General features: G+C 63.9%; 10 protein-coding genes and 1 pseudogene. 7 read left to right on the forward strand and 4 right to left on the reverse strand.

Annotated features, from left to right (window positions below; all coding sequences use genetic code 11):
* The first annotated feature begins 575 nt into the window (after positions 1 to 575).
* Positions 576 to 1,001 carry a hypothetical protein gene (locus ACFW3D_RS40325; protein ID WP_500513294.1) on the forward strand — a complete coding sequence of 142 codons (426 nt, stop codon included), beginning with the start codon at positions 576 to 578 and terminating at the stop codon, positions 999 to 1,001.
* 72 nt (positions 1,002 to 1,073) lie between these two features.
* The gene (locus ACFW3D_RS40330) at positions 1,074 to 1,619 is read left to right on the forward strand and encodes a GIY-YIG nuclease family protein (RefSeq protein ID WP_500513296.1); all 546 of its coding nucleotides are present in this window, start codon (positions 1,074 to 1,076) and stop codon (positions 1,617 to 1,619) included.
* 185 nt (positions 1,620 to 1,804) lie between these two features.
* Here ACFW3D_RS40330 and ACFW3D_RS40335 read toward each other — a convergent pair whose 3' ends face one another.
* Positions 1,805 to 2,665, reverse strand: coding sequence for a hypothetical protein (locus tag ACFW3D_RS40335; RefSeq protein WP_500513298.1), 861 nt, complete (start codon positions 2,663 to 2,665; stop codon positions 1,805 to 1,807).
* Between the two features lie 450 nt (positions 2,666 to 3,115).
* A complete protein-coding gene (locus tag ACFW3D_RS40340) occupies positions 3,116 to 3,403 on the reverse strand; it encodes a hypothetical protein (RefSeq protein WP_500513300.1) in 288 nt (95 codons plus the stop codon).
* A gap of 720 nt (positions 3,404 to 4,123) precedes the next feature.
* Between ACFW3D_RS40340 and ACFW3D_RS40345 the strand changes: the two genes are divergently transcribed.
* The 5 genes from ACFW3D_RS40345 to dcm all read left to right on the forward strand — a co-directional run bounded on the left by ACFW3D_RS40345 (position 4,124) and on the right by dcm (position 13,993).
* Positions 4,124 to 5,596 carry an ATP-binding protein gene (locus ACFW3D_RS40345; RefSeq protein WP_500513302.1) on the forward strand — a complete coding sequence of 491 codons (1,473 nt, stop codon included), beginning with the start codon at positions 4,124 to 4,126 and terminating at the stop codon, positions 5,594 to 5,596.
* Between the two features lie 72 nt (positions 5,597 to 5,668).
* A complete protein-coding gene (locus ACFW3D_RS40350; RefSeq protein WP_500513304.1) occupies positions 5,669 to 8,458 on the forward strand; it encodes a Z1 domain-containing protein in 2,790 nt (929 codons plus the stop codon).
* Positions 8,455 to 9,459 carry a PD-(D/E)XK motif protein gene (locus ACFW3D_RS40355; protein WP_500513306.1) on the forward strand — a complete coding sequence of 335 codons (1,005 nt, stop codon included), beginning with the start codon at positions 8,455 to 8,457 and terminating at the stop codon, positions 9,457 to 9,459. Before ACFW3D_RS40350 ends, ACFW3D_RS40355 begins: the two co-directional genes overlap by 4 nt.
* The gene (locus ACFW3D_RS40360; RefSeq protein ID WP_500513308.1) at positions 9,452 to 11,452 is read left to right on the forward strand and encodes an AIPR family protein; all 2,001 of its coding nucleotides are present in this window, start codon (positions 9,452 to 9,454) and stop codon (positions 11,450 to 11,452) included. Before ACFW3D_RS40355 ends, ACFW3D_RS40360 begins: the two co-directional genes overlap by 8 nt.
* A gap of 573 nt (positions 11,453 to 12,025) precedes the next feature.
* Positions 12,026 to 13,993 (forward strand): DNA (cytosine-5-)-methyltransferase, encoded by a 1,968-nt coding sequence (gene dcm / locus ACFW3D_RS40365; RefSeq protein WP_500513310.1) that lies wholly within the window; start codon positions 12,026 to 12,028, stop codon positions 13,991 to 13,993.
* Between the two features lie 5 nt (positions 13,994 to 13,998).
* On the opposite strand, the gene ACFW3D_RS40370 is transcribed toward dcm, so the two are convergent.
* Both ACFW3D_RS40370 and ACFW3D_RS40375 read right to left on the reverse strand, forming a co-directional pair.
* Positions 13,999 to 15,330 carry an ATP-binding protein gene (locus ACFW3D_RS40370; protein WP_500513312.1) on the reverse strand — a complete coding sequence of 444 codons (1,332 nt, stop codon included), beginning with the start codon at positions 15,328 to 15,330 and terminating at the stop codon, positions 13,999 to 14,001.
* A 396-nt stretch (positions 15,331 to 15,726) separates the two neighbouring features.
* Positions 15,727 to 16,055, reverse strand: a pseudogene (locus tag ACFW3D_RS40375) (transposase); the annotation flags it as partial.

The raw sequence follows: 16,055 nt of genomic DNA on the forward strand, positions 1-16,055 counted from the left end.
CGGTGGCCGTCTCTATATCCGGGCACTCACTCCGACGCCGGGACAAACACCCGGATCAGGTGGGGAACCCGTACACCACTTCCAAGGACGCAACCCCGTGCGTACGAGCGCACACAGGCCGTAACCCACTATGTGCTCGGGCAGCTCGACGTACCAAAACCCGAACCTGTCGCCGGCCTCCATCCCGGCATCGCAGTACGCCCGCGCGCTGAAGGCCAGCAGCCAGGCTCCGTAGCCCGCGAACATCCCGAAGACGGGCGCGCTGACCCAGGGAATCCACGTATACGACCGCACCTTGGTTTGGCTCATGATCTGGCATGACGCTACAGCGCCGTTTCCAGTTGCACGTGCCACAGCCGTGCCACATCGGGCGGTCAGCCACGGTCAACGACGGTTAGCCGCGGCCGAGATCGCCGCCTGAGCTGGGGTCTCTTCGCCGCCGCTCTGACCTGCACACCCTCGAGACCCTGACCACCAGGCTTACAAGGCAGCCATCTATCCATCGAGCGGTTGTGGGCACTCCGCTGGCACTATACGTTGCCGCTCAGAGAGCCAAATCGTCCAGAGGGGGACAGGTGGATGGATACGGCCGCGAGGAGAGCGAGTGGGACCTGCTGGTGAGTGCCGGACAGGAGTTTCTTGTCGAGCGGGCGAAGCTCGGCAAGCTCACCTCGTACACAGAGCTCAGCGTTACGCTGGCGCGGCGAACCCGCTGCCGGCCCTTCGATTTCGAACGTGCTGACGAACGAGCCGCTATGGGACATCTACTTGGTCTGATCGTGGAACGGGATCAGGAGAGCATCCCCTCCGACCCTCCTCTCATGCTCTCGGCTCTGGTGAACTACTTGGACGCCAATGACGCGGGCCCGGGCTTCTATCAGCTGGCCAAGGAGCTCCAGCTACTGCCCATGAGTGCGTCCAAGAACGAGAGGTTCGAGTTCTGGATCAAGCAGGTGAAGCGCATCCACGAACGTCACGGTGCTGGTCCAGTACTCGCCTGAGGCGGGACCGAGGTGCCCGTCCCACCGCCTAGAGTCTTGGCATCACAAGAGATCCGTGCCTGGGGGGCTTCCATGGACGCTGCTGTGCTTGCCCGACCGAAGCGGCTGTGGTCCGCGGATGAGGTCCTGATCCGGCCCAGTCCCATACCTGCTGCCCCGGGCGTGTACGGCTGGCACTTCGATGAGTCCCCGTACTCGGGGCTACCTGCGGGACAACTGCTCTACGTGGGTATCGCCCCGCGACACATGGCGACGCGGCGAAGTACCCAGAATCTTCGTACACGGGTGCGGTATCACTTCCGAGGCAACGCAGCAGGTTCGACGCTACGGCTCACACTGGGCTGCTTGCTGGGATTCGAATTGCGACGTGTCGGAAGCGGCACGCGCATGACGTTCGGCAAGGCCGGCGAGGCCACGTTGAGTCAGTGGATGGCGAAGCACGCCCGCGTGTGCTGGGTGGAGCACCCTGAGCCGTGGACTGCAGAGTCCGATCTGATCACACGGCTCGATCTCCCACTCAACCTCGACCAGAATCAGCACAACCAGTTCCACGCACGCCTCAAGCAGATACGCGCCCAGGCGCGGTACCGCGCGAGAGAGCTACCGGTCACATCGTGATCGGCAAGATCAACTGGACACGTTGACATCACTTGCTGACTGTAGAGACGGGGCTGATGCCGCCCCGGTGGCCTGAGACCATCGGGGCGCTCAGGGGTAAGTAGTGCCGACAGGGGCCGACCGCTCTACAGCAGGTCAGAGGCCCTCATAACGGACGTTTTCGTAAGCTCCAAGACCTCCCGCACTCACCGGGCGTCCAGACGTGCGTCTACGCGCCGGAGGATGTCTTCACCAAGTCGCCACCGATCGGTACCTCGGACGAGGCGCGTCCTCTGTCCGGCCCTGATAACTTCCGCGAGCCGCTGCAACTGCGCCGCGTCGAGGTCCTCGGCCATCTTCTCGGCGAGCCGCAGCGCGTGGTACTCCTCGAACGGGCTGCGCGAGCCCTCGATGGTTCCAAGTGCGGCATCGAAGTTCCGCAGCTCCCGCCTGGCCTGCATCATTGCCAGCGCGGTGATGCGCTCCTCGTCACTTCCCTCCTGAAGCCAGCACAGGACTTGGCCCGGCTCGAAGTCCTGATCCGCAGCGAGCCGACGGGCCCGGTCCATGACCTCCTCCATGGCACGCGTACGCTCCCGACCAGGGCTCATCGAAGCACGGACCGACCGGTAGTCCGCCGCAATGGGCCCGGCCGCCTGCAGCAACGCCTGAGCTTCCAGGCGCAATTGGTCTGCCTCCACTGTGTTCCCATGCTGCTCTGACTCTTCTGCGAGCGCGAATCTCTCCGCTGCGGCAGCACGAAGCCTGAGTGCGGCCCCGCCGAATTCGAAGCTCTCGACGCGATTGCCCAGCAGACCGAACACGAGGAGCACGCCGCCAAATATCAGCAACACCGCCGTTCCGGTCCCGTTCTCCGTTACGAAAACCGCGAGCACCCCTGTCCCGAAGGACGCGGCGCCCAAAACGCACGCCAGCACCCGCAGGACAGGCGTGAACGGGCCCGACGTAGCTCGACTTTCCACCAGCTCCTCCTTGGACGCGACCCGAAGATCGTCAGTTGCGAACCGCAGGAAGTTACCGTCTTTCGGAGCGTCACGCACTGTCACCTGGCACTTCCTGCCGGGTCAGATCCTGGTCGCCGGTGAGGGCGAATGCGTCGTGGCCGTCGATGACCTGTCCAGCCCGTGCCAGACGCGGGCGATGGGCGGTGCTCGGCTTGGAGGAGACGCTCCACATCGTCCGAGCTGCTAGCGGCCGGGTCGGCGCAGCCGAGGCGCTCGGCCAGATCGCTAGCAGTCGGTGTGGGAGTGAGGTTGTCACGTCCCAGCAGCGGGTAGCCGCCCGCCGGGCCGCTGGCAGCCCGAGCGCGGAGTTCGACGATCAGGCCAGGGGCGGCATCGTGGCGGACGACCGCCCCACGAACGGTCAGGGGGAAGTCATCGCGGCTCACCCACTCACGCAGGTAGTGCACGTTGCTACCAACCTGCCGAACGGGATGTTGGACGATCCGCTGGCCGGTGCGCAGCACGCCCGAGCGGGTCGGGTGGAACTCCACCTTAACTCCCATGCTTCAGCTCGATCGCAACGACACACAGGCGTCCGTCGGCCATCGTGCCCACTAGAAGGGCATCCACCCGCTCCCCAGTGGCGGGCACCGAGTAGTTCAGCAGCACGTTAACGGCACGCAACCCTGCAGCACAGAGGGCGGCTACCAGGGCTGGCCAGCCAAGCCGCCAGCTACGCACCTCTTCGGGGCTGGGAGCGATACCGAAAACCTTCTTGAACCGCTTCTCCATCGAGGCGGTGAACGCCTCATCGCCCACCTGGTCACCCGCCTCGTCCACAGCAGCTCCTGTCGACGTCCCGGCTCCGATTAGGGAGACCGCGGTGGCCGACCTGCGGACCTGGCTGAACATGCGGTTGGCGGGCCAGCGTCTCACCGAAATCCCACAGCGGGTGGCGGACCTTAGCTGACTGCGACCGGGGCATTGCGCTGTCCAAAGTAGTGGCAGACCCCGGGTCAGTTGGGACCTAGCGTCGGGGCCGATGCCGTGCGGTCTCCATCACGAGACGGTCGGATCATCCGCGTGACGAGCGCCCCCTTGGGTGTGCCCAACGGGTCGGGGCAGCGGGCGACAAAGCGGCCATGGAGTCGCTCTTCAATCTGCTGCCGAAGAACGTCAACGACTCACCGGACGTGGGCAACCTCAAGAACTCCGCATCGCGATCGTGACCTGGATCGAGGGGACCCACCGCCGCCGGAGGCAGGCCTCTCTTGGCCGGCAGGCCCCACCGAGTTCGAAACCGTCATGGTCATGCTGGCCCCACAAGCCGAGCAACCTCACCTGTCAGCCAAACATCCAGTTGACCAGTATGGACGTCCCCGCATGTTCCCGACATGATGGTTAGTCGCTCCTTCAACAACGCCATGCGTAGGCAGGGAGCGCCCATGCACGTCCCCTCGCCCCAGGTTCTCCTTGCACACAGAAGCGGACTGACCGGCCACGAGGGGATATCTTCATTTTCCAACTGTCTTGGACCGGAAGGGCAGGACCAAGTAGCACATGGCGTACGATCTCGCGCCTCCAGAGCCCGTTGGGATGGTGGCCTCCCTGAGTTCACTGGGCTACTCACTCCCGGACGCTGTCGCGGACTTGGTGGATAACAGCGTCTCGGCCAAGGCAGGCACGATCGACGTCGAGTTCACCTGGGACGGGCGCTCCTCATGGGTCGCCGTGGTCGACGATGGTCATGGCATGTCGGAGGAAGCCTTGGTCACCGCGATGACCGTCGCGGCGCGCTGGTCAGCGACAGACCGCACGTCCAAGGATCTGGGCCGATACGGAGTGGGGCTGAAGTCGGCCTCCTTCTCCCAGTGCCGTCTGCTGACGGTCTGCACCGCGGAGGCCGACGGTCCCTGGCGCTCACGGACGTGGGACTTGGACGTAGTCGAACAGACCGGCGAGTGGCGGTTGCTCCGCCAGCCGCCGGCCGAGGCCGAGAAGGCCTTGGCACGGCTCACCGCCGGACGGTCCGTCGGCACCATCGTCATGTGGCACCGGCTCGCCGGGTACCGGGAGATCACCGCAGCCGACCGCAGGACCCAACAGCAGTTCTACGACGAGGCCGAGAAGGTCCGCGGCCACCTCGGCCTCGTCTTCGCCCGGTTCCTCACCGGCTCGGCCGCATTGACGTTGCGGGTCACGGGCTTGGCCGTCGAGCCGTGGGACCCTTTCCTGTCCAGCCACCCGTCGGTACTGCACCACCCAGTGGAGAACCTGCCGCTCGAAGGGCACAAGGTCAGGGTCGAGCCATACATCCTGCCCGGGCTGCAGCGGCTGACCCGTGTCGAGGCAGAACGTGCCGGAGGACCCAAGGGGTGGCTGCGGCAGCAGGGCTTCTACGTGTACCGCCGGAACCGACTGATCCTCGCCGGGAGTTGGCTGGGCATACGCGGGCTCCGGCGCGAGGAGAAGTACAACCTGGCCCGCATCGCCGTCGACATTCCGGCGGAGACCGACGCCCAGTGGCAGGTCGACGTCCGGAAGGCGACCGTGGTGCCGCCGGTCGCACTGCGCCAGCATCTCCAGCGTATAGCGCGCGCGGTCCGGTCGTCGGCAGCCGAGACCGTTCGCAACCGGGGTCAGATAGCGGCACGGCAGCGCGCAGAGAATCTGTCATTCGCCTGGAACGTACGGCGGGACGAGAACATGGTCCACTGCCGGATCAACCGGAAGCACCCCATGGTCGAAGCGGTACTACGGGAGGGCGGCGGCGATCCGGCGACTATCCGGGCGCTGCTACGGCTGTTGGAGGAGACCGTACCCGTGCCAGCGCTGCGCGTGCTGCACGAGACCGACACAGCAGACGATCCTGAGCCCTTCGGTGGTCCGGGGAAGGCCAACGAGGAGGCGATCAAAGTCGCGCAGCACATGTTCGATGTAATCCTCGCCCAAGGCCGCTCTCCGGATGAGGCACGACAGGTCATCCGCACAACGCAACCATTCGATCAACTGGATGGGTTCTGGAACAGGTGATCAATCACCCGGGGTGGGGCGTACCTTCCTGTTCCCGACCATCAAGTTGCATATCTCCAGGGGGAGGCATCCGTGGATCCGGCAGCCAGCAAGGATCTGTCCTTTGCGCTGAAGGTGGCCATTCAGTTTCTGCCGGAAGACCGGCAAGCCACTTCGGACGAGGTGACCAAGGCTGTTGAGACGGCCAAGATGGTCGCGGGCCTCAACGGCGCGACGGTAGAGCTCGCCGATCTACGCAAGCTGGTCGAGTCCCGCACTATCGTCTTTCAGGAGAGTTCAACGGGGCTGAGTAACAGCAGGGACCACGTCCGGTGGCTGCCCGATGCCAAGAACGACCGTTCGTGGCCCTTCTGGACTCGGTACGAACGGTTTCTGAAGCATTCGCGGGGCATGCCACTCCAGGTGGTTAACAGCATCGACCGGACGACAGACGAGGTTCTCGGAGAGCTGGAGGATCCGCACCGGCCCGGCCCTTGGCGTCGGATGGGGCTGGTGATCGGCCAGGTACAGTCCGGGAAGACTGGCCAGTTCATCGGTCTGGCGGCAAAAGCTGCCGACGCCGGATATCGGCTGATCGTCGTCTTCGCCGGTGTCCTCAACGACCTACGTGCTCAGACCCAACTCCGCATCGACGAGGGCTTGCTAGGTTTCGACACCCAGTACCAGATCCGGTCCGACCAAGAGGGCGCCGACCGTTACATCGGCGTCGGTGCCATGGCCGGTGAGCCCCGTCTTCACATCGCGTCGCTGACCAACAGCACCGAGAAGGGCGACTTCGACCGGAAGACCGCCTCCAAGGCGAATCTGCCGATCGGCAACTTCCCGGTAGTTCTCGTAGTCAAGAAGCATCCGAGGATCATCGACTACCTGCGTACCTGGGTCACGGAGGTCCACGGCGTCGAGGACCCCAAGACGGGCCGCAAGATAGTGCAGGACATCCCGCTCTTCGTCGTCGACGACGAGGCCGACAATGCGTCCGTCAACACGGCCGGCGACGGTGCTGACCCCACGAGTATCAACGCCGCTATCCGCAAGCTGCTCACCAGTTTCGACAAGTCGTCCTACGTGGGCTACACCGCGACGCCCTACGCGAACATCTATATCGACCCGGACGCTGACCACGACAGCCTCGGCGGCGACCTGTTCCCCGAGAGCTTTATCCGTACGCTTCGGGCACCGTCGAACTACCTCGGCCCAGAGCGCCTCTTCGGTCTGCGTGCCTACGCAGAAGAAGAGGACATCGACCCGCTGCCGCTGGTGCACCATGTCGACGACACCGAGAACTGGGTTCCCGACAAGCACAAGTCCGGCTTCACAGTGACTGCTGAGCTGCCCGATTCGTTGCAGCGCGCCATCCATTCCTTCGTGCTGACCTGCGCCGCGCGCCGCGCGCGGGGGCAGGTGGATGTCCACAACTCGATGCTGGTGCACGTTACCCGCTTCACCAAGGTGCAGGGGCAGGTCCGGGACCAGATCGACGACTACGTGAGGCTGCTCCGGAACGGTCTCAGGGATCGCTACGGGGACTCGTCCCGTGAGCACATGAACGAACTGCGGGTTGTGTGGGAGGAGGACTTCGAGCCCACCACCGCGTTCTTCACCGCGGAAGAGGCCGAACGGCTGTCCTGGGAGCAAATCGCCGCCGAAGTTCTCCCCGCGATCCAAAAACTCGAGGTCAAGGCCATCAACGGGGTGGCCAAGGACGTACTCGACTACTACTCGAACCGGCACACAGGCATGTACGTCATCGCTGTCGGCGGGCAGAAACTGTCGCGTGGCCTCACCCTCGAGGGTCTTTCGGTGAGCTACTACCTGCGATTCGCAAAGACCTACGACACCCTGCTGCAGATGGGCCGCTGGTTCGGCTACCGCCCCGGCTACGAGGACTTGTGCCGGCTCTACACGACGGCACAGTTGGTGGCTGCCTACGAGGAAATCACCGCCGCTACCGACGAACTCCGGCGGGACATCGAGGAAATGGCGGCGATCGGCTTCACCCCTCGTGAATTCGGTCTCAAGGTGCGCACCTCCTCTCTGGGCCTGAGCATCACAGCCGCCAACAAGATGCGTCAGGGCACGCGGGTACGGCTCAGCTTTTCTGGCGAACTCGCCGAGACAACCATCTTCCCTCTCACCAACGGGAAGCCGAAGCACAACTTCGACAGCCTGCAGACATTCGTCGGCATGCTCCTAGAGCAGGCTTCACCGAAGGTCGACCCGAAGACCGGCAGCCTCGTGTGGTCGGACATCCCCGCAAACGTGGTGGCGTCCGGGTTTTTCGACCCCTACAAGTCTGCCCCGGAGGCGAACCGGATCCGGCCGGACGCCATCTCTGCCTACATCCAGGAATGCGCCAAGGCTGGGGAGCTCGGCCGGTGGACCGTCCGGGTCGTCTCCCGCCAGGGAGCGGATATGCCCGTCCACCTCGCGGGACACACTTTGGGCGCGGTCACCCGAGCAGCCTCCAAGACCGCCCGCCCGGACCCCACGAAGCACACCATCAAGCGAATCCTGAATCCCAAGGACGAGTCGCTCGATCTCGACTCGGAGCAATACGAAGCCGCTTGGGAAGCGACGAAGAAGGCCGCTGCAGGGCGGAAGAACCGCAACGGCGAACCGCTCGCACCCACCCTGCCGACGGGTGAACCGCTTCGCTGGCAGCGCCGCCCCGACCAAGCTCACCTGCTTATCTACATGATGGAGCCGCCGCCGAAGGCGATCCCCGACATACCACTGATCGGATTCGCAGCCAGCTTCCCCTTCTCCCAGACCCACACCGCGACCGAGTACGTCGTGAATGCTCCCTGGTGGAAGGACGACTCGGACGACCTCAGCTCCGAGGACGGGGCCGAGGACGCATGATCGACGAAACACTGTGGCAGGAGCTGGAGACACCGCAGCCCAACCGGGGACGCTCCACCCGGCGGCTGTTCCCCGAAAGCGGGCACGACATCCATGTAGGCGTGTCCCACCCGGGACGGCAGCGCATGCTGCTGGTCAGAGGTGGTTCACGGGCAGTCGACCGTGCGCGCCCTCTCCTCGCCGGCCTGCGGGAGACCCACGGCCTGAGCCTGTCCTGCAGTTCGGTGAGCAATCGCGAGTTCGAGCTCCAGATCTCCCTGACTGCGGGTGAGCTGCGAGAGGTGTTTACTCCCCTCGCAGAGGACATCGCGCGTACCTCGAAGGACGCCTCGTCGGAGACGGTCCTCGAGCGGGCGGTCCGACGGTTTGCGCACTGGCAGCAGCTCATGCGCAGTGTCGGATCCCAGGGCCTGGGCAAAGAGGCCCGGCTGGGGCTCTACGGGGAGCTGCGCTACCTGCGCACCCACCTGCTCACTGCTCTCCCCGCGTATGCGGCGGTCGAGGCGTGGACCGGGCCAGAGGGCAGCAACCAGGACTTTCAGCTCCCGTCCGTCGCCATCGAGGTCAAAACCACCGCCAAGAAGAACCCGAGTACCGTCCGGATCTCCAACGAACGGCAACTCGACGGTCGTGGCGTCGGACGCCTGGTGCTCGTACACCTGGCTCTCGACGAGCGCCAGGGTGGTCTGGGCGAGAGCCTCAACTCGGTGGTGGACGCTATCCGCACCGCCGTCAGCCTCACCTCGGCATCCGCCCGGTTGGAGAATCGCCTGATTCAGTCCGGGTATTTGCCGCACCAGCGGGACCTTTACGATGAGCCGCGCTACACACTTCGCCGCGCCGACCTGTGGACGGTCGACAAGGGATTCCCGCGCATCCTGGAAACCGACCTGCCCGACGGGGTCGGCAACTGCGCCTACGACATCAGCGTCATCGCGCTTGAGAAGCACCGCATCACGACCGAAGAGGTCACCGAAGTAATCAGAGGTACTGATGGCTGAGCTGCCCCTTGCCGACTACGCCCGTACGCTCACGGGCGACATACAGACCTTGGCCGAAGCCGAGGACGGCTCCATTCCCAAGACGTTCACCCGTTGGGTGCTGGAGCAGTTGGAAGAGTCCGGCTTTGTCTCCAACATGACTGTCGCCTACCACAGCGGGCACGGCGTCATGGTGTATGGCTTCGGGTACAGCGACGACCGCTCGGTCCTCGACCTCTACACCACCGATTTCAGCCTCGACCCCATGACCGACAGGCTGACCAAGGCCGACGTGACACGGCACTTCCGAAAGCTGCAGGCCTTCCTGCAAAAGGCCGGCAGCATCCGGGGCAACTTCGATCAGCCCACCGAGGTGCATCAACTGTGCGAGGGCGTCGAGAAGCTACTCGCCAACGCCTCCAAGGTGCGCCTCTTCCTTTTCAGCAACTGCGAGTCGACGGCCCGCACGCAGCCGGAGCCCACCGACTTCCAAGGCCTCCCCGTCGAGCATCACCTTTGGGACCTCGCCCGGATCTACCGTCACCAGACGTCCGGATCCGCCAGCGAGCCGATCGTTGTGGAGTTCGACCCGCCAATCGACTGCCTGTCTGTGCAAAGCATCGAGCCTGATCTCTCCGTCACCCTCGCCATCGTTCCCGGACGTCATCTCGCCGAGCTGTACGAGGAGCACCGCACGCGTCTTCTCGAACTAAACGTGCGCGCGTTCCTACAGGCCCGTAGCACGGTCAACCGGGGTATCCGCCTCACCCTGCTCAATGAGCCGGGACGGTTCCTGACCTACAACAACGGCATCACGGCGACGGCGACCGCCGCGGAGTTCGTCCAGGACGCCGAAGGCAGGCGCGTCGGAATCCGCAGTCTCACTGGCCTCCAGATCGTGAACGGCGGGCAGACGACGGCCACCCTCCACCACGTCTTCAAGCGAGACAGGAGGGATCTTGCCGGTGTCAGCGTCCAGATGAAGCTGACGCTGATGGGCTCGGACGATCTAATGGACATCGTCCCGAGCATCTCGCGGTACTCGAACACTCAGAACAAGGTCACGCTGGTCGACCTCTCGGCCAACGACAAGTTCCATGTCGAGTTCGAACGGATCAGCCGCACCCTGTGGGCGCCCCCCACCACCCCAGGCGGTCCGCAGACACGCTGGTTCTACGAGCGGGCCCGTGGCTCGTACGCGGTGGAGGAAGCAAAGCACACAGCAATCGCCGCGCGGCGCAAGTTCAAGGCCGAGAACCCTGCCGCCCAGCGATTCGCCAAATCTGACCTGGCCAAGTTCGTCAACGCGTGGAACGGATTGCCGCACCTGGTGAGCCGAGGAGCGCAGAAGAACTTCGCCGCCTTCCAGGCTGAAGTCAAGAAGCAGCCCCCAGTCATCGATGCGGACTACTGCCGCCGGACGGTCGCCATGGGCATCCTCTTCAAGGCGGTCGACAAGGTGGCCAAGGTCCACGACGCAGGAAGCCACAAGGCCCTGATCACGGCCTACACGGCGGCCCGTCTCTGCGAGGAGACCGGGCGGCGCATCGACCTCGACCGGATCTGGCGGGAGCAGAAGGTGAGCGAAGCGGTCGTCCAAGCCACCCACGATCTGTGTCCGTTGATCATGGACATAGTCATCCAGGACGGCAAGCACGTCACCGAGTGGGCGAAGAGCAGCAAGTGCTGGGAGGAGGTCTCCCGCATCTCCTGGACCGTTCCGGACGATCTGGCCGAGGAGCTGCTGGCGCAGCCCGTGGAGTTCACACTGGACACGCGGGAGGAAGAGGAGGAACAGCTCTCCAGGCTCAAGCAGATCGAGCTGAGCGAGTGGGAGATGCTGGCCGACTGGGCTCGGGAGACACGCACCTTGGAACTGGCCGAGCAGCAGATCGCCACTACGATCGCCGCCAAGCTGGCGACCAACGGCACCATCACGGCGGCCCAGGTCAGGAAGGCGCTGGAAGTCTACGACAACGCGATCGGAGAGGGCTTCAGCGCGTTCGCGCCGTAGAACAGCGCATATCGGGCCTGCTCCGGAGGCAGAGACTGCTCTTGGAGCAGGCCCTCGCAATTTTTGATCAGGGTACGACCCCGCCGCCGCCCTCCTCGATAGAAGTCTGGCTGTACAGATCGTCCGCCGGGGCTTGCCAGCGCAGTGCTCACGCGGCGGTCACCACGGGCAGCCAGGCTGGCTGAAGGAGTTCTTGCCTGAGCCGACAGTGCGGAAAGCGACCCCGCGGAGTGGGACGCTCTTGGCGAGTGAGCCCGACAGACACGGGCCGTGGAGCTGCCCGAGCAGCAGCTTGCGGTGACGATGGCCACGATGTTGGCCGCCGAAGGCAAGATCACGTCTGCTCCAGTAAGGCGGGCCCTGGACGTCCATAGGAAGGCGCTCAGCGTCGGTCCCAGTCCTGCTGTCTAGGCCTACCAGGCCCCGCGGCTAGCACTGACGCGGTATGGCGCGACGCAATGCCCCTTCCTCCAGCAGGTCCGAGGATGGCGTCAAGGGTGCGGCACAGCGCGGTCCCGCCCCGCGTCCGAAGCAGCGAAGGTAACCTGTGCTGGTGTTTTCTCAGGAGGCGTCATGACGGAGATCGCGGAATCGCCGCGCAGCCCATACGCAGTGAAGCTGGTACGCGGCCCGTTCGTCCGTCTGGATCCACACCCCGAGGGGTGCGAGGATGCTGAGGCGTTTCTGGCTTACGCTGGGCGGCTGCGTGCCGAAGGAAACCTCTTGGCGGCGGATCTGTTCTCCGGGGCTGGCGGTATGAGTTTCGGTCTGGAGTCCGCCGGCTTCCGCGTGGTCCTAGGTGCCGACCACGACCGGGAGGCGCTGGAAACGCACCGGCATCACTTCGGCGGGTTGTCCTTGGATTGGGACCTCGGCGATGCGGAACGAGTGAAGCGCGTGGCCGACTTGGTAAAAAAGGCTGGCATCACCCTGCTCGCCGGAGGACCACCGTGCCAGCCGTTCTCCAAGGCGGGGCGTTACAAGATTCGGCACCGCGTTCGGGAGGGGCAACGTGACCCCTACGACGAGCGCCGCAACCTGTGGCGCTCCTTCCTAGAGGTGATCCGTCTCGCGAAGCCGCCCGCGGTCGTGATGGAAAATGTGCCGGATATGGCACTGGACCGAGAGATGTTCATCCTGCGGACAATGGTCCACGAGTTGGAGTCGCTCGGGTACGCCGTGGAGGAGCGGGTAGTCGACACATGGCGCTACGGTGTACCGCAGTTCCGCCAGCGACTGATACTGGTCGCCCTTCGCGATGGGTGTCTCTTCAATTGGCCCGAGGAGACCCCAGACAAGGTAACGGTGTGGAATGCCATCGGTGACCTCCCTCCGGTCGAAGGAGGTTGGCGCCCGGAGGGTGGCGCCGAGGGTTGGAAGGACTACACCCAGCCCCTCACCCGCTTCCAGAAGAAGATGCGCCAGCAGGTACCCACAACGGACGCATCCAAAATTTTCGACCACATCACCCGGCCGGTACGAGAGGATGACGCGGTCGCATTCGAGAATATGACCGCGGGAACCCGGTACTCGGACCTCCCCGAGGGGATGAAGCGTTATCGGGACGACATCTTCCAAGATAAATACAAGCGCCTCGACGAGAACGGCCTGTCGAGAACCATTACCGCACATATCGCCAAGGACGGATACTGGTACATTCATCCCCGGCAGAATCGAACCCTGACCGTACGCGAAGCAGCCCGCTTGCAGACGTTTCCGGACAGGTTCCGCTTTGCAGGACCCCCATCAGCCGCATTCCGTCAGATTGGTAACGCAGTACCCCCGTTCCTTGGCGAGCACCTCGGTGGGGCCATCATCGCCGCCGTGAAGGAACCGCAACCCGCCGGACCAACCACGCAGCACATCGCTGAAACCCTCGCGGACTGGTTCACAGGGCTCACGCATCGCAATCTGCCTTGGCTGACAGCCTCATCGCGTTGGCAAGTAATCTCTGCTGAGATCCTGCTGGACAGAATGCCGCCTCAGCAGGCCCGCCCATTGTGGCCACTGCTGGAACGCTGGGCGGCTCCCGTCGACACTCTTGCGGCTGAAGCTGAACTCCGTGAGATCTCCCGATGGATTGGTCGCGAGCGGCGTTGCGAGCAACTTCTCGGCGTGGCGACCGAACTCGTCGGGGCTCCTCATTTGCTCACCGACGATGATTTGTTGGCGAGCGTCGCCGGCATCAGTCAAGTCGTGGCCGACTTGGCCATTCTGACCGTCCCGGCTACCGATGAGGAAGTGAGTGAAGAAGACGATTCCGATTCGGAAGAGCCAGTTCTCGCCCGACAGGGTGTTCTTCGCGTCGCTGCACGCGTAACCGGCGAGGACGTCCACCGGCGGAACCAACTGACCGATGGACGTCTCGCCGTGGCCCGCCTGATCGGCTACGGAGCGGATGCCCGAAAGGCACACCTGGGACTGCTTGAACTCGCTGCCAGCATGTGCCGCCCCGTCGATCCATTGTGCACCGAATGCCCTCTGCAGGAGCTATGCGTCGGGTCCAAAGCCGAGGAGCAGAGACAACAGCAGCTGTGCTGATCGTGTCACTGGGTGACTTGGGTGACCAACCCCAGGGCTTGAGCCACCGCAGGGGCTTCCCTCTCAAGGACCGCTACGATCCGTAGGAAGGCCGCGTACTCGCCTGCCTGCATCGACGCGGCACGAAGTGCCAGTCCAGCATCCGTCATAGCAGCCGCTTCTGGGGATTCGGGCCCACGCCATACAACCTGACGGGGCAGGGGCGAACCCGACGTCCCTGCACCCGTGCCGCGAGCAGTTTTGCGGTATGCCTCGTCTGCCCGGCTGCACAATTCGTTGATCGGCCGCTCCAACATCTGACGCAGCTGTACCGGGACGGTGACGCGAACCTTCGCGACATTGATGTTGAAGACACCATCTAGGTCTGTGTCGAAGTCCAAGGATGCGCGAGCCAGCTTGGTGTGTTCGTCGATACCTCGGATTCCGCTCCAACCACCCCACTGGACAAGGCGATCCGCCCGGTAGATGTACAAACCCTGTTGGCGATTCCACTTCAATGGACCGGACAGGTGCTCGAATTGCTCGGGTGAACTGAAGTGCTCCCTGGCGGGCAACACGTAGCGATTCATTCGCACAGTTCCAGTGATGTCTCCGACGGTCACTTCGAAACGTTGGCCGGGAAGGTCTTTACGCGCAGGCTCATCAGGAGCGAAAGGATTCCACGGCTCAACCTTCTCGCCATTCACCGTGATCAACAGCCGGCGTCCGGCTACATCACCTTCGAGGAATCGGTGAAAAACCATACCGAGGTGTTCCGCAGTTCGCTTCGCCATAGTCTCCAGTCTGCGGCGAGCCCACCCACCCTCAGGACTCCTCTCGGGCAGAACTCGATCAAGCTTCTGCCAGATCACGGCAGTACCTGGACCCTCGGTGAGCAACGCAAGAGCCCGTTGCGGAAGGCCCTCTCGCCCGGGGCTCATGACAAGCCACTGGTCGGTATCCGCGATCACGTCGAGATCAAGGGTCCGGACGTACAACCGCGGAAGCTTAACCGACGCACGAGTAGCCACCGTTACTGCACGGCACTGCGACAGCGATGCCGTCTTAAGGCCCAGCCCATAACGGCCGAGATCTACGCGCTCATAATCTCGCCTTGAGCCATAGCGGAGCGCTTCAGTCAAGACACCCTCGGTCATTCCGCTGCCATCGTCGGAAATCAGCACATAGGAGTCCGGCCCATCAAACTCTATGAAGATTTCCACATGTTCGGCCCCTGCGGAGATACTGTTGTCCACAATGTCGGCAACAGCTGTCGGAAAGTCGTAACCGATATCCCGCAACGACTCGGTGAGGCGAGCGGCAGAGGGTGTGATGCTTGTGAGCTTTGGCGGGGTCATACGCGTGCGCCTCCGAGGCCTCGACGATCGGCTCCAGGATCCCACACCCCACCCACAGTTCAGGATTTGACCCGAAGACGGGAGCTGAACGCGGCGTCGTGGTACGCGCCATGGGCATGTCATTTTCTGGCTGACGCTGAAGCAGGCGCCCGCAACTTGCGCTCGCCCCGACTCAGCCCTGCACACTTGTCACCCTCAACGAGCCCCAGCCATCTCCAGCTGGACTCCAGAGCAGCTGACGCGATCAACCGCTGCAGCGACCTCCTGGATGCAGACCCACCCGGTGACTGCCAAACCGCAGTTTCGTCAGCGACCGTCGATTCTCTAAGCGGACCTGGGCGCACGCCTTTGCAGATTCCGCCGGACGCCGCAATTCGTCGAGACTAAGAGGTCGTCTCAATTGGTCAGTCTGCGGTAGCAGATCAGGGTGCAGGCGATGCTGGTGAAGGCCAGGAAGTGGTCGGCTGAGCGTTCGTAGCGGCGGTGGAGACGGCGACATCCGGCGAGCCAGGCCATGGTGCGTTCAATCTTCCAGCGATGCCGACCCAGGCGTGCGGAGGATTCGATGCCCTTGCGGGCGATGCGATGGGCGATGCCTCGCTGCCGTAACCATCGTCGCAGGTGAGTGGAGGATGGCGTCCCTTCTTGTGGTGTAGCCGATCATCCGGAGGTTGTGTTCGTGGTGTTGGGGAGTGTGGGGGCGCCTTTCGGGAGCTCGGCGGGGT

Origin of the sequence: Streptomyces sp. NPDC058864, from assembly GCF_042742985.1 — a bacterium.
Taxonomy (GTDB): domain Bacteria; phylum Actinomycetota; class Actinomycetes; order Streptomycetales; family Streptomycetaceae; genus Actinacidiphila.

Excerpts from the sequence above, each read along its gene's own strand:
- ACFW3D_RS40330 (WP_500513296.1), top strand. The coding sequence starts at position 1,074 with ATGGACGCTGCTGTGCTTGCCCGACCGAAGCGGCTGTGGTCCGCGGAT.
- ACFW3D_RS40345 (WP_500513302.1), top strand. The coding sequence starts at position 4,124 with ATGGCGTACGATCTCGCGCCTCCAGAGCCCGTTGGGATGGTGGCCTCC.
- ACFW3D_RS40355 (WP_500513306.1), top strand. The coding sequence starts at position 8,455 with ATGATCGACGAAACACTGTGGCAGGAGCTGGAGACACCGCAGCCCAAC.
- ACFW3D_RS40360 (WP_500513308.1), top strand. The coding sequence starts at position 9,452 with ATGGCTGAGCTGCCCCTTGCCGACTACGCCCGTACGCTCACGGGCGAC.
- dcm (WP_500513310.1), top strand. The coding sequence starts at position 12,026 with ATGACGGAGATCGCGGAATCGCCGCGCAGCCCATACGCAGTGAAGCTG.
- ACFW3D_RS40370 (WP_500513312.1), bottom strand. The coding sequence starts at position 15,330 with ATGACCCCGCCAAAGCTCACAAGCATCACACCCTCTGCCGCTCGCCTC.